The 14,140-nt window shown below is 74.4% G+C and carries 13 protein-coding genes and 1 pseudogene; 12 read left to right on the top strand and 2 right to left on the bottom strand.

The genetic code is table 11. The annotated features are described in order from the left end of the window. Nucleotides 1-217: 217 nt before the first annotated feature. From GA0115240_RS01945 to GA0115240_RS01970, 7 genes and pseudogenes are all read left to right on the top strand, one after another. Entirely contained in the window at nt 218-619 is a 402-nt protein-coding gene (locus GA0115240_RS01945) for a roadblock/LC7 domain-containing protein (RefSeq protein ID WP_176724964.1), read from the top strand. Nucleotides 620-717: 98 nt separating this feature from the next. Further along, nucleotides 718-1,092 (top strand): hypothetical protein, encoded by a 375-nt coding sequence (locus GA0115240_RS01950; protein WP_093734902.1) that lies wholly within the window; start codon nt 718-720, stop codon nt 1,090-1,092. A gap of 154 nt (nt 1,093-1,246) precedes the next feature. Continuing rightward, nucleotides 1,247-2,761, top strand: coding sequence for a metallophosphoesterase family protein (locus GA0115240_RS01955; RefSeq protein ID WP_093734903.1), 1,515 nt, complete (start codon nt 1,247-1,249; stop codon nt 2,759-2,761). A gap of 39 nt (nt 2,762-2,800) precedes the next feature. After that, nucleotides 2,801-3,796 (top strand): pyridoxal-phosphate dependent enzyme, encoded by a 996-nt coding sequence (locus tag GA0115240_RS01960; protein WP_093734904.1) that lies wholly within the window; start codon nt 2,801-2,803, stop codon nt 3,794-3,796. 476 nt (nt 3,797-4,272) lie between these two features. Continuing rightward, a pseudogene (locus tag GA0115240_RS01965) lies at nt 4,273-5,594 on the top strand (serine hydrolase domain-containing protein). Between the two features lie 115 nt (nt 5,595-5,709). Next, nucleotides 5,710-5,961 carry a YhjD/YihY/BrkB family envelope integrity protein gene (locus GA0115240_RS37810; RefSeq protein WP_256069450.1) on the top strand — a complete coding sequence of 84 codons (252 nt, stop codon included), beginning with the start codon at nt 5,710-5,712 and terminating at the stop codon, nt 5,959-5,961. Then, nucleotides 5,958-6,878 (top strand): YhjD/YihY/BrkB family envelope integrity protein, encoded by a 921-nt coding sequence (locus tag GA0115240_RS01970; RefSeq protein WP_256069452.1) that lies wholly within the window; start codon nt 5,958-5,960, stop codon nt 6,876-6,878. Before GA0115240_RS37810 ends, GA0115240_RS01970 begins: the two co-directional genes overlap by 4 nt. A 31-nt stretch (nt 6,879-6,909) precedes the next feature. On the opposite strand, the gene GA0115240_RS01975 is transcribed toward GA0115240_RS01970, so the two are convergent. Both GA0115240_RS01975 and GA0115240_RS01980 read right to left on the bottom strand, forming a co-directional pair. Continuing rightward, nucleotides 6,910-7,941: a DUF6745 domain-containing protein gene (locus GA0115240_RS01975; protein WP_256069454.1), complete on the bottom strand. Its 1,032-nt coding sequence runs from the start codon at nt 7,939-7,941 to the stop codon at nt 6,910-6,912. A gap of 124 nt (nt 7,942-8,065) precedes the next feature. Continuing rightward, a complete protein-coding gene (locus GA0115240_RS01980; RefSeq protein WP_093734905.1) occupies nt 8,066-8,392 on the bottom strand; it encodes a hypothetical protein in 327 nt (108 codons plus the stop codon). Between the two features lie 270 nt (nt 8,393-8,662). Between GA0115240_RS01980 and GA0115240_RS01985 the strand changes: the two genes are divergently transcribed. The 5 genes from GA0115240_RS01985 to GA0115240_RS02005 are packed head-to-tail and all read left to right on the top strand — an operon-like array spanning nt 8,663 to nt 14,138. After that, nucleotides 8,663-9,622 (top strand): STM4015 family protein, encoded by a 960-nt coding sequence (locus tag GA0115240_RS01985; RefSeq protein ID WP_093734906.1) that lies wholly within the window; start codon nt 8,663-8,665, stop codon nt 9,620-9,622. A 43-nt stretch (nt 9,623-9,665) separates the two neighbouring features. After that, a complete protein-coding gene (locus GA0115240_RS01990) occupies nt 9,666-10,898 on the top strand; it encodes an STM4014 family protein (RefSeq protein ID WP_093734907.1) in 1,233 nt (410 codons plus the stop codon). A gap of 55 nt (nt 10,899-10,953) precedes the next feature. Further along, nucleotides 10,954-11,769, top strand: coding sequence for an STM4013/SEN3800 family hydrolase (locus GA0115240_RS01995; RefSeq protein WP_093734908.1), 816 nt, complete (start codon nt 10,954-10,956; stop codon nt 11,767-11,769). After that, on the top strand, nt 11,766-13,229 hold the full coding sequence (locus tag GA0115240_RS02000; protein ID WP_093734909.1) for an STM4012 family radical SAM protein: 1,464 nt from the start codon (nt 11,766-11,768) through the stop codon (nt 13,227-13,229). Before GA0115240_RS01995 ends, GA0115240_RS02000 begins: the two co-directional genes overlap by 4 nt. A 6-nt stretch (nt 13,230-13,235) precedes the next feature. Further along, entirely contained in the window at nt 13,236-14,138 is a 903-nt protein-coding gene (locus GA0115240_RS02005) for an STM4011 family radical SAM protein (RefSeq protein ID WP_093734910.1), read from the top strand. Nucleotides 14,139-14,140: the final 2 nt, after the last annotated feature.

A 14,140-nucleotide genomic window follows, 5' to 3' on the forward strand; every position in this document is an offset into this window, starting at 1 on the left:
GCCGCCCCGCCTTCCACACCCTGGTCGATGTACGGCGGCTGGCGGCCGGCGGACACCTGGCCACCCCCCGGGACGCCCCGCCCGGCAAGGCCCGCGCAGCCGCCTGGTTCCGGGACATCGGCGACGACGTGGACACCGCCATGCTGCGCCGCCTGCGCGACGCCCTGGAGCACCTGTGAGACGGACGCTGCGACAGCGCGCCGAAAGGAAGAAGCTGATGGTGCACGAGGCCGAAGTACGCGACGAGCTCGGGCGGTTACGGGCCCGGATGCCCGATGTCACCGGCGTGCTGGCCGCGACCGTGGACGGACTGGTGGTGGCCGAGGACGCCCCGGCGATCGAACCGGACGGCTTCGCGGCGCTGACCGCCGCCGCGCTCGGCGTCGCCCTGCGGCTCACCGAGGCGGCGGGCCAGCGCACCTTCCGCGAACAGCTCATCCGTACCGGAACCGGCTACCTCGCCGTGTACGCGGCCGGCGAGCAGTTCGTGCTCACCGTCCTCGCCGGACCGCGCGTCAACGTGGGCCGGCTGCACCTGGAGGCCCGCCGCTGCGGCGCGTCACTCGCCCAACTGCTCGACGGCGCCGCCGACCGAACGGAGGACGCCCGACCCTCATGACCGAACGCCCGCCGCGGGCCCGCGGCGCCCAGCCCAGAACCCCACGCACCACCCGGCAACCGGAACGACCCGGCACCCCGAAAGGAAGCACCGACATCATGGCCAACACCGACACGGCCCTCAAGGACGCGATGACCAGCATCGAGGGCGTCATCGGCGTCGCTCTCGTCGACTACTCCAGCGGCATGGCGCTGGGTACCCTCGGCGGCGGCAAGGAACTGGACCTCACCGTCGCCGCGGCCGGCAACACCGACGTGGTGCGGGCCAAGGCGCGCACCATGGAGATGCTCGGCCTCAAGGACGAGATCGAGGACATCCTCATCACCCTCGGCTCCCAGTACCACATGATCCGGCTGCTGCGCGGCCGCGGCAAGTCCGGCCTCTTCCTCTACCTCGCGCTGGACCGGCAGCGGGCCAACCTCGCCATGGCCCGCCACCAGCTCAGGCGGATCGAGACCGACCTGGAGATGTGACCGGCCGTCCCCTCCTTCCGCTTTCCCCCCGCTTCCCCCGCTTCCACCGGGTTCCTCCGGCCTCTTGCGGCCCGGCCCCGGCCGGGAGGCGCGGGGAAGGGGCGCGGCGGGCGCCGGGCGCGAGCGCTCCGGCCACGCTTGTTACAGTGCGCAAGTGCCCGATTCCTCACGTGATTCCGCGGCCGGCGCCGGATGGCGCAGCCAGCAGCCAGGCGCCTACCGGGAGTTGATGCCCAAGGACGTCCCCCGGGTGTTCTGGCTCAACCCCGCGACGCTCTGGAAGGCCCGCAACGGCCCGCTGGCCTCACTGTTCGGCGACCCCACCGGCACCGACCGGCAGCGCTGGGTGCAGGCGCAGCTGGACCGCGGCGCCGACCCGGACCTGGTGATCCGCCGCGACGACCCGGAGGCGTACTCCTTCCTGCTCATCGCCGACACCGGCGAGGGCGACGACCCCCAATACGCGGTCGTGCCCGGCATGTTGAAGGCCGGCGAGGGCACCCGCTTCGCCGTCTTGTCCAGCGACGTCCTGTACCCGGTGGGCAGCGCCAACGAATACGGGCTCAAGTTCTTCCGGCCGTACCGGGATTACGCCGCCCCGATCTACCCCGTCCCCGGCAACCACGACTGGTACGACGGACTCACCGGCTTCATGCGGGTCTTCTGCCGGGCCCCGCAGCTGCCCGCGTCCCCCCGCCCCACGCCCCTTTCGCGCGGCTGGTGGCGCTCCCTGCTGTGGAAGAGCCCCGACACCCCCGACGAGGCGGCTCTCGACCGGGCCCGCCAGCTGCGCTCGGCGCCCGCCCAGGCCGGCGACGTGCCGGGACCCTACTGGGCGCTGGACACCGGACCGCTGCGGATCATAGGCATCGACACCGGACTGCTCGGCGACATCGACCAGCAGCAGGGCGCGTGGCTGCGCCGCGTTGCCCAGGGCCCCCGGCCCAAGATCCTGGTCACCGGTTCACCGATCTACGTCGACGGCGAGTACCACCCCTGCGCGATCGGGGGCGGCGGCACCGTGGACGACGTCGTCCGCGACCCGGCGAACAACTTCGTCGCGGCCATCGGCGGCGACATCCACAACTACCAGCACTACCCCGTCGACGTGGACGGCCGGCGCGTCGAATACGTCGTCACCGGCGGCGGCGGCGCCTTCATGCACGCCACCCACATCATCCCGCGGGTCGCGGTCGGCGGCGTCGTCGAGGACGACTTCCGCTGCTACCCGATGCGCGGCGACTCGCTGGCCTTCTACAGCAGGCTCTACGGCCGCCGGCTGCGCAGGCTCGGGCTGAGCCGCCTGTTCGAACTCACCCCCGAGCAGGCCGGCGCGGTCATCGGCCGCCGGCTCGGCGTCGCGCCGGTCCGGCCCACCGATGCCCCGGTCACCTTGCGGACCAGGTTCGTCGCGTCCGTGCTGGGCGTGGCGCGCAGCCCGCACCACAAGGCCCGGCTGCGGCTGCCGGTGCGCAAGACCTATACCAAGGTACTCTCACCGGGCTCGGCCACCTTCAGCCCGCCGTTCTTCAAGAGCTTCCTGCGCCTGGACGTCAGCCCGGGCAGCATACGGGTCAGGTGCTTCGCCGCCACCGGGATGCGCGAACAGGAGCTCGACCCGCCGGTCGAGGACGACTTCACCATCACCCTCCCGCCGGAGCCCGTCTAGCCCCGTACGCTGGCCCGACGCGACTGGCGGAGGTGGACGATGACGCAGACCCGCAAGGACCGGCGAGTGTCGCTGGGGTCCTGGCCGACCCCGGTGGAGCCCGCGCCGAGGCTGGCCCGGGCGCTCGGCCTGAACGCCGACGACCTGTGGGTCAAGCGCGACGACCTCACCGGCCTCGGCGGCGGTGGGAACAAGGTCCGCAAGCTGGAATGGACCTGCGGGCAGGCCCTCGCCGAGGGCGCCACCGTGCTCGTCACCACCGGCGCGGCGCAGAGCAATCACGCCCGGCTGACCGCCGCGGCCGGCGCCCGGCTCGGCCTCGACGTGGTGCTGGTGCTCGCCGGCGACCCCCCGTCGCCGGCCGCCGGCAACCTCGTGCTGGACGGCCTGCTCGGCGCCACCGCGGTATGGGCCGGCGGGCTCCCCGGCTCAGAACTCCTCGCCAAAGCAGCCGAGTTGGCCGAGCAGCTGCGTCGCCGCGGCGATGTCCCCGCCCTGATCCCGTTCGGCGGGTCCAGCGTGCTCGGCGCGCGCGGCTACGCCGAGTGCGGTCGCGAACTGCGGGCCCAGGTGCCCGCGTTGCGCACCGTGGTCACCGCGCTGGGCTCCGGCGGCACGATGGCGGGACTGGTCGCCGAACTCGGCGCCGAGCGGGTGCTCGGCGTGGACTGCGGCGCCGCCCCCGACCCGGGCCGCACGGTGGCCCGATTCGCCGCGGGCGTGTCCGGGCGGCCCTGCCCGCCGGAAGACCTGCGGATCCGCCACGACCAGATCGGCGAGGGCTACAGCCACCTCACCGGACCGGTCATGGACGCGCTCGTGCTGGCGGCGCGCACCGAGGGACTGGTGCTCGATCCGGTGTACACCGGGCGGGCGCTGGCCGGCCTGGCCGCCGCGGTCCGGGACGGCGACGTGGTCCCGGGGGAGCGCACCGTGCTGCTGCACTCGGGCGGCCTGCCCGGCCTCTTCGGGCACCCGGCGGCGCTCAGGCAGGCGGAGGCCGCGCTCTACGGTGAACGCCCGTCCCGGTCGTAGCGCCGGGAACGGCCCGGGGCCGCGCACCGTTGGCGGGCCCGTTCCCGGGCCGCGCCCGCGGAGGCCCCCAGCCAGGAGGCCCCCAGCCAGGAGGCCCCCTGCCACGAGGCATCCGGACATCCGGGCGCCCGCCCACGGGCCGCCCCGGCGGACAGCCACCGGGGGAGCGCGCCGGGGGAAGGGCCCCGGGGGACGGCGCCTGGACACCCGCGGGCCGCACCGCAAAGATGGCAGCTGCACCCATTCAGGCGAGGCGGCCGGCCCTGCGCGCGGCCGCCCCACCAGCCCGTATCGGCGCGACCGGCGACCGTGTCCCCCGGTCCGCCTCCGCGCCCGGCCGGAGGAGACACCCGATGTCCGCTCGTCCACTGCCCGCCGACACACCCGCCGCCCAAGGCGTCGACGCGCTCGGCATCGAGGCGTTCCTCGACGCCGTGGAGACCGCGCCCGACATCGAGCCGCACAGCCTGATGATCATGCGGCACGACCGGCTGATCGCCGCCGGCTGGTGGGCGCCCTGGACTGCCGACCGCCGGCAGCTGCTCTACTCGCTCAGCAAGAGCTTCACCTCCACCGCCGCCGGCCTGGCCGTCGCCGACGGACTGCTGGACCTGGACGCCCCGGTGGTGTCGTACTTCCCCGAAATCGAGGCCGACATCACCGACCCGGGCAGCCGGGCCATCCTGGTACGGCACATCATCGCGATGGCCAGCGGACACGTCGCCGACACCCTGGACCGGGCGCTCGCCCTGGACCGGGGCGACATCGTGCGCGGCTTCCTGCTGCTGCCCCCGAACGCACCCCGGGCACCGTCTTCGCCTACAACCAGCCCGCCACCTACACCCTCGGCGCGATCGTCCAACGCGTCACCGGCCGCACCCTGAGCGACTATCTGCGGCCCCGGCTCCTCGACCCGCTCGGTATCGGCGACATCGCCTGGGCGCAGTACCCCGACGGCCGCGACCTGGCCTTCTCCGGACTGCACGCCACCACCGACGCCATCGCCCGGCTCGGACAGCTGTACCTGCGGGGCGGCGCCCCGGACGGGGAGCAACTGCTGCCCGCCTCCTGGGTTGCCGAGGCCACCCGCAGCCAGGTGCCGAACTCCGACGGCACCCCCGCGGCCGCCGCCTCCGACTGGCAGCAGGGGTACGGCTTCCAGTTCTGGATGTCCCGGCACGGCTTCCGCGGCGACGGCGCCTACGGGCAGTTCTGCGTGGTGCTGCCCGAGCACGACGTGGTGATCGCCATGACGGCGGCGACCGAGCAGCTCCAGGACCTGCTGAATCTGATGTGGCAGCACCTGCTCCCGGCCTTCGGCCCCGAACCGCTGCCCGACCACGACAAGGCCGACACCGCGCTGCGCGAGCGGCTCGACGCACTCGCCCTGCCGCCGCTGGCCTCCGCCCCCGGCCTGCGCGCCGACCGCGACACCTGGTCGGGCACCGCGTTCACCCCGGCGGGCGGCGAATGCGCCGAGCAGCGAACGCTGACCACCGTCAGGCTCACCGCGGACCCCGCGGCGCCCGGCTGGACCCTCGGGCTCGACGAACGCGGCTCCTCGCTCGCCCTGGCCTTCGACGACGCCGGCTGGACGGTCACCGACGCACCGGTGCCGACCGCCGTCACCGCCGCCTGGACGGACCCCGCCACCTTCACCGCCGATGTCGCCTTCCTGGAAACCCCGCACCGCCTGCACCTCACCTGCTCCCTGACCAGCCGCACCTTCACCGCACACTGGCGCACCCGCCCCCTGACCAGGGGTTCGCTGCGCGCCTACCGGGCCCCGCAGAGCTGAGCCGCGCAGCTGCCCGCCCCCGGAGGGTCTGTCCGGCCCGCCCGGGGGAAGGACACCCGCGAGGGGCCGGCACCCGGGCGACGCCCGGGGCGCCCCACGCGGACAGGCGGTGGTGATGGCCTTGCGGGCGGTCCAGAGGTTCGACGCCTATCAGCAGCGACACCCATGGGTGGGCATACCGCTCGCGGTGGTCTACAAATTCATCGAGGACCAGGGCGGCTACCTCGCCGCGCTCATCGCCTACTACGGCTTCCTGTCCGTCTTCCCGCTGCTCCTGCTGCTGGTGTCGGTGCTCGGCTTCGTCCTGCACAGCGACCCGCACCTGCAGCAGCAGGTGGTCGACTCGGCGCTGCACAATTCCCGGTGATCGGCGACCAGATCGGCGAGAACATCCGCTCCTTCCACGGCAACCCGCTGGCCGTGGCCGCCGGCGCCGCCGGCGGCCTCTACGGCGCGCTCGGCGTGGCCCAGGCCGCGCAGAACGCCCTAGCGAAGATCTGGGCCGTGCCCCGGCACGCCCGGGCCGACCCGCTGCGGGCCCGGCTGCGCAGCCTGCTGGTCCTCGGCGGCTTCGGGCTCGGGCTGCTCGCCACCACCGGCCTGACCGCCCTCGCCTCCGACGAGCGGTTCTTCGGCGCGCACCTCGGCGTGGCGGTACGGGCGGCGGCCAGCGTCGCCGCGGTCGCGGTCAACGTCGGCCTGCTGCTGTTCGCCTACCGCTTCTTCACCGACCGCAGCGTGCGGCTGCGCCATCTGGCCGGCGCGGCGGCGGGCGCGGCGGTGCTGTGGCAGGCCGTGCAGTGGGCCGGCACCTACTACGTCCGCCACCAGCTGCGCGGGACCACCGCGACCTACGGCCTGTTCGGCATCGTCCTGGGCCTGATCACCTGGATCTACCTCGGCGCCCTGATCTTCGTGCTGGCCGCGGAGACCACCTCGGTCCGCGTCCACCGGCTGTGGCCGCGCAGCCTGCCCACCCTCTTCACGGACAAGGTGGTGCTCAACCAGGCCGACCAGCGCGCGTACACCTCCTATGCCATGACCGAGACCTTCAAGGGTTTCGAGCAGGTCCGGGTCTCCTTCGACCCGCCCCCCTTGCGCAAGCGCGGAGGCGCGGGCGACAACGGCCCCGGCGGCGAACCGCCCACCGGACCGGACAGCGGTCCTGCCGCTCCGGTGACGGGCGCGAACGGCGCTCCGCCCGGGGCGGCGGACGAGACCACCCGGACCGGCGCACCCGACGCCGGCACCCGCGCCGTACCCCCGCCGTCCCGTCCCGACTGACGCCGGACCGGCCCCGACGGCAGCGGCACCGTCAGGTCTGCCGCACCGGCTGGTAGGCGTCGGCCGACAGGCCGAACGTCCACGCCACCCCCTCCTTCGCCGTCCGGGTGCCGGGCGGCACCCGGAGCCAGTACGTGCGGCTGGTGCCGTCCGGCTCCGGCGTGGAATTGACCACTTCGACCATCACCACGGGCTCGTCGCCGGACAGGGCTATCCGCCACAGCGCGCCGGTCTCGTCCTTGTGCAGCGGCACCGCACCGGACTCGGCGAGATAGCGGTCGTAGCCGTAGTGCTCCAGCATCACCCGGCGCAACTCGGCGTTGTCCTCGGCGCGGATCCGCTCGGGCGTAAGCGCCTGCAGCTCCCGCAGGAAGCCGGCCGGAACCGGCATCCCCCGCCAGGCGTGCAGCGCGAACCCGTCGGGAAAGGCCAGCGCCGGACCGTCCGACCGGTCGAGCCGGCCCGCCTCGTCCCGATGCAGCTCCACCGGCCGCTCACAGACCACCGCGGTCCGCTCGTACGGCCACCACCAGCCGGCCGACCCGGCGACCGCCGCCAGCCCCTCCAGCGGACCGCCCGCCGACACGTCGAAGGCGCACAACCACGCCGCGTCGTGCTGGCCCAGCACCGCGTCGAGCAGCAACAGCCGTGCCCGCGCCTGCTGTTCGGAGTCGGCGTCGAGCTCCTCGACCACCCCGGCACGTATCCGGTCCACCAGCGATCGGGTGCCGTCCCACAGGCGCGCCCCGGTGGCGTTCCATCGCGCGGTCCACCCGGCGGGGCCGAGCAGCGTGTGCGACCGCTCTCTTTCGGCGGCCCAGGGCCGGCTGCGCACCGCGTCCCGGACACCGCGCCCGAGGCTCCCGACCGGCGCCGCGGCGAGCATCCGCACCGCCGCCAGCGGCGAGGCCGCCCACCGGACGGTCTCCGGCTCCGCGAGCCCGGCCCGCCGATAGGCCAGCCGGACCCCCGCCTCGGCGGCGGCGCGGTCGGCGGCCCCCGTCCTGGCCGCGGTCCGCCGCCACCGCTCCACCGCGGCCTCACTCTTCCCGTCGTCGTGCACGCCGTTCCCTCCCCGCGGGGACGAGTCCCGCCCGTCCCGATCGTCACCGTTTCCCATCGCACCCACCGCACCCCACCGCACCCACCGCACCCGGCGCGACCCCGGCCCTGCCCGGACCCGGCCGTCAGTCGGCCACCACGCGCACCGATCCCGGGACGTACTCGCGCTGCCGCACCACCCGGTACCAGCCCTTGGGCAGCGATATCGCCGCGTGTTCCTCGTGCACCACCCGCCCGCCGTCCGGCAGATGCAGCAGCATCGGTCCGAACGGGCCCGCCTCACGCAGCAGCCGACCCGGGCCGACCACCGCGTGCGCGTGCCCCGTCACCTCACCGAGCGCCAGCACCAGCCGGCCGCGCCCGTCCCGTCCCTCGGGCGGCACGTCCGCGATGTGCGGCGGCAGCGCCGACTCCTCGGTCGGCACGATCAGCACATCTCCCTGCCGGAACACGGCTCTCCCTCCCCGCGGCGCCCCGCGCGCCGCCGACCGGAAAACGTTAGCCGGGGGGTCTGACAACGCATCAGAACCGGCCCGGGGACCGGCCCGCGAGCCGCTCGGCGCCGGCCGGCGAAGCGCCCGCCGGCGACCCAGGACCGGCGTTGTCGGTGCCGCTTGGTAGAACTTGCTCACACGTCGGCCGCGGCCGACCGGACGGGCTCCCGCAGCGGGGTCCGCACAGCCGATCCGTACGGCACTTCGAAGCGTCAGGAGCACGCGGACATGACCATCGGGAATCATCTGCAGGACCTGGACGGCCTGCCGGCCTTCGACTTCGGCGGCGTCCGGCCCGAGCAGCCCGAGCTGCCGGAAGCCGACGCCGTCGCCTGGCGGATCACGGGCTCGTCCTACGGCGACGACGAGACCTGGCCGGAGGCCTTCAACCGTTTCACCGGGACCGTCGACGTCACCCGGGTCCGCGCGCTCATCGTCGGCGCGTGGTCCGATCCGTTCGAGGAGGGCCCGGAGGAGGTGGCCGCGGCCCTGCTCGCGGTCCGGGACCGGCTGCCCGCCCTGCGCGCCCTCTTCATCGGCGACATGGTCATGGAGGAGTGCGAGATCTCCTGGATCAAGCAGGGGGACGTGACCCCGTTCCTGGACGCCTTCCCGGACCTGGAGACCTTCGGCGTCCGCGGCGGCACCGGCCTGGTCTTCACCGCGGTGCGGCACGACAAGCTGCGCTCGCTCACCGTCGAGACCGGCGGCATGCCGGCCCACGCCGTCCGGGGCGTGGCCGCGAGCGACTTTCCCGCGCTGGAGCACCTCGACCTGTGGCTGGGCACCTCCGAGTACGGCGGCAACTGCGAACTCGCCGATCTGGCCCCCTTCTTCGCCGGCACCCGGCTGCCCGCGCTGCGGTCGCTCGCCCTGCGCGACAGCGAGATACAGGACGAGATAGCCGCCGGCTTCGCCGCAGCCCCGGTCGTGGCCCGGCTGGAGACCCTCGACCTGTCCATGGGCGTGCTCACCGACGACGGGGCCGCGGCGCTGCTCGGCGGCCAGCCCCTGACCCACCTGAAGACGCTCGACCTGCACCACAACTACTTCAGCGACGGCGTCAACGAGCGCCTCCGGGAAGCCCTGGAGCCGGCCGGCGTCCAGCTCGAACTGGACCCGGACAGCGACGACGAGGACCTGGACGAGGACGGCACCGTCTGGCGCTTCGTGGCCGTCGGCGAATAGCACCGCGGGCCGCCGCCGGGCGGCACCGACACCGAGGGGGGACATGCCAACACACCGGACACCGCACGGCGGCGACGCGAGCCGCCGGCTGGCCGTCGTCGGCAACCCGGAGAACCGCCGGGTGCGCTTCTTCACCGAAGCCGCGGCCGCGGCCGGGCTGCCGGCGCCCCGGGTCGTGCCCTGGCTCACCGTGCTGCGCGACGGCGGCGCCGCCTTCGCCGCCGACGAGACCGTACGGCTCGAGTCACCGGGCGAGAACACCGATGTCGACCGCCTGCTGCGGGACGGCCACGACCCGACCCGGGTGGAGGGCAGCGCACTGTGGTATGCCCGCTTCACCGCCGCCGTGCGCACGCTGCGCGGCGGCGGGCGCCTCGACGACCCCGAGGAACTGGCGGTCCTCTTCGACAAGCGGCGCTGCCACCAGACGCTTGCCGCCGCCCGGGTCCCGGTACCGGACTCGCCGACCTCCGGCGGCGCCGCGCCCGTCCGCGACTGGGCCGAGGCAAGGAGCCTGATGCGCCGGCACCGCATGCCGCGCGCCTTCGTCAAGCTCGCCCACGGCTCGTCGGCGTCCGGTGTGCTCGCCGTCGAGACCTCCGGCCGGGGCCGGGTCGAGGCCACCACCTCGGTGGAAAACGAGAACGGCCGCCTGTACAACTCGCTGCGGGTGCGGCGCTACACCGGCGAAGCAGGGATCGCCGCGATCGTCGACGCCCTGGCGCCCGACGGTCTGCACATCGAACGCTGGCTGCCGAAGGCGTCCCTCGGCGGACGCACCGCTGACCTGCGGGTCGTGGTCATCGCCGGGCGGGCCACCCACGCGGTGGCGCGCACCAGCCGCTCCCCGCTGACCAACCTCCACCTCGGCGGGGCCCGCGGCGATCTCGCCGCCGTCGTCGAGGCCGCCGGACCCCGGTGGACCGAGGCCCTGCGGATGTGCGAGCGGGCCGCGGCCTGCTTTCCCGGCACCCTCTGCGTCGGCGTCGACCTGCTGCCCGCGATCGGCTGGCAGCGTTTCGCCGTCGGCGAGGTCAACGCCTTCGGCGATCTGCTGCCGCGGCTCACCGGCCTGCCCGGCAGCGGCGCCGAGGGCCTGGACACCTACCGGACGCAACTCGCCGCCCTGCCCGGGTGGCCCCCGCGATCGCCCCGCGGACCGCTCGCCCCGCCCGGACCGCCCGCCCCCCTGGCACCGATCGCTCCGCCCGCCTCGCCCGTGTCGCCCGATCCGCTTCCGCACCATCCCCCGAGGACCCGCCGTGCAGCCGTCTGAAGCACCTCCGCCGCCGGCTCCGGCCGGCCGCCCGAGCGCCCCTTTCGCACCCGACATGAACGAGATCGTCGGCCGTGACGACCTGCTGCTGCTCACCCTCGACACGCTGCGCCACGACGTCGCCGCCGAACTCGTCGCCGAGGGCCGGCTGCCCCAGCTGGCCCGCCACCTGCCCGGCGGAGCCTGGGAGGAGCGGCACGCGCCCGGGAACTTCACCTATGCCTCGCACCAGGCGATGTTCGCCGGCTTCCTGCCCACCCCCGCCACTCCCGGGCCCCATCCCCGACTGTTCGCGGCCCGGTTCGCCGGCAGCGAGACCACCGCCGAGCGCACCTATGTCTTCGATACGCCCGACCTGGTGTCCGGCCTCGCCGCAGCCGGCTACCGCACGGTCTGCGTCGGCGGCGTCGGCTTCTTCAACAAGCGCGGCGCGCTCGGCGGTGTGCTGCCCGGGCTGTTCCAGGAGAGCCACTGGGAGCCGGAGTTCGGGGTCGCCTCCGCCACCTCCTTCGAGGCGCAGGTGGACCGCGCCGAGCAGTGCGTGGCCGAACTGCCGCGCGGACAGCGGCTGTTCCTCTTCCTGAACGTCTCGGCGCTGCACCAGCCCAACTGGTTCCACCTGCCCGGCGCCACCCGGGAAGCGGGGGACACCCGCGCCAGCCACCGGGCCGCCCTGGAATACGTGGACCGGCACGTCGGACGGCTCTTCGACGCCCTGCGCGCCCGCCGCCGCTGCTTCGCGATCGTCTGCTCCGACCACGGCACCGCCTACGGGGACGGCGGCTACACCGGCCACCGCCTCGGCCACCCCTCCGTGTGGACCGTCCCCTACGCCCACTTCTTCCTGGAGCCCCTGGAGTCGTCCGCATGACCGCCCGCACCCCGCCGGCCGCCCCGGCCACCGCCGTCACGAGCGCGGTCACCGCCACCGTCGGCGCCGCCCCTCCCGCCTCCGCCGCCAGCACCGCGAAGGCATCCGCCCCCGGCACTGCGACCGCGACGGCCACCGCCCCCACGGGCCCGTACCAGTCCTACGTCTACGCCTACCCGCACAAGACCTCCTACCGCCCGCTGCCCGGGCGCCCGGCGCTGCGCGAGCTGTGGCGCGACGAGCCGAAGGACGCGCTCTCCCTCTACCTCCACATACCGTTCTGCGAAGTCCGCTGCGGCTTCTGCAACCTCTTCACCAGGATCGGCGCTCCCGGCGAACTGACCACCCGCTACCTCGACGCCCTGGAACGGCAGGCCGTCGCCGCCCGGGACGCGCTCGGCGACGACACGCCCGTCCGATTCGCCACCGCGGCCTTCGGCGGCGGCACCCCCACCTTCCTCGACCCGGGCGAGCTGGACCGGCTCTGCGACATCGCCGAGAAACGCATGGGCGCCGACCTGCGCGCCATCGCCCTGTCGGTGGAGGCCTCGCCCGCCACGGCCACCGCCGACCGGCTGGCGGTACTCGCCGACCGCGGCGCCACCCGGCTCAGCCTCGGCGTGCAGAGCTTCGTGGACGACGAAGCCCGGGCCGCGGTGCGCCCGCAGCGCCGCGCCGACGTCGAGGCGGCGCTCGCCCGCATCCGCGACACCGCCGTGCCGGTGCTCAACATCGACCTCATCTACGGCATCGACGGCCAGACCCCGGCCACCTGGCGGACCTCGCTGGACGCGGCCCTCGCCTGGCAGCCCGAGGAGCTGTACCTCTACCCGCTCTACGTCCGCCCGCTCACCGGCCTGGCCCGCCGGGCGGCCGGCCCCGACCCCGCCTGGGACCAGCAGCGGCTGCGGCTGTACCGGCAGGGCCGCGACCACCTGCTGGCCGCCGGCTACGAGCAGGTGTCGATGCGCATGTTCCGCCGCGCCGGCGCGCCCGCGCAGGGGCCCGACGACCACGCCTGCCAGACCGACGGCATGATCGGCCTGGGCTGCGGCGCCCGCTCCTACACCTCGGCGCTGCACTACTCCTTCGACTACGCCGTCGACATGCACCGCATCCGCGCCATCATCGACGACTACACCTCGACGCGGGACTTCGCCGTCGCCCGGCACGGCCGGCGCGTCGGCACCGGCGAGGCGCGCCGCCGCCACCTGCTGCAGTCCCTGCTCCAGGCCGCCGGGCTGCCGGTGGCCGACTACCGCGACCGGTTCGGCACCGACCCGGACACCGACTTCCCTGCCGAACTGGCCGGCTTCGCCGATCGCGGCTGGCTCGACCCGCAGGCGCCGCCCGGCCTGCTGCGCCTGTCACCCGAGGGGCTCGCGCACTCCGACGCCGTCGGCCCGGCCCTGTTCTCAGCGCCGGTGCGGTCGGCCATGGCCGCGTACGAGACCAGGTGACCGCCGGTGGACCTGACGCTGCTCTACCGCGGACCGCTCTCCTCCTGCGACTACGACTGTCCGTACTGCCCGTTCGCCAAGCGACGCGACACCCCCGAGCAGCTCAGGGCGGACCGGGCCGCGCTGGCCCGCTTCACCCGGTGGGCGGCGAGCCGGTCCGACGACCGGCTGTCGGTGCTGTTCACCCCGTGGGGCGAGGGACTGGTGCGCTCCTGGTACCGCGACGCCGTCGTCGAGCTCTCCCGCCAGCCGCACATCGGGCGGGTCGCCATCCAGACCAACCTCAGCTGCCGTACCGGCTGGCTGGCCGCGGCCGACCCGGACACCGTCGCCCTGTGGTGCACCTACCACCCCGGCCAGACCCCGTACGACCGCTTCCTGGCCAAGACCCGCGAGCTCACCGCCCTCGGTGTCCGCTTCAGCGTCGGCGTGGTCGGCCTGCCCGAACACCTCGAGCACGCCCGCCGGCTGCGGGCCGACCTGCCCGCGCACGTGTACCTCTGGGTGAATGCCGCCGAGGGCCGGGCCTACACCGACGCCGAGGCCGCCACCTGGAGCGCGCTGGATCCGCTGTTCGCCTACAGCCGGCACCCCCACCCCTCGGCGGGTCTGCCCTGCCGGACCGGCGAGTCCGTACTGTCGGTGGACGGCGACGGAACGGTGCGCCGCTGCCACTTCGTCCGCACCGAGCTCGGCAATCTCTACGACGGCTCCTACCGGGGAGCGCTGGCACCCCGGCCCTGCCCGCTCGCGGTGTGCGACTGCCACATCGGCTACGTCCATCTGGAGTCGCTGCCGCTGTACGACGTGTTCGCCGGTGGCGTACTCGAGCGGATACCGGCCGGTCTCCCACCGCTGACGGGCGTGGTGGACGACGATAAGGGAAGACGACTGTCAGTGACCGGATGACG

This window comes from Streptomyces sp. DvalAA-14 (assembly GCF_900091855.1).
In the GTDB taxonomy this organism is placed as follows: Bacteria; Actinomycetota; Actinomycetes; order Streptomycetales; family Streptomycetaceae; genus Actinacidiphila.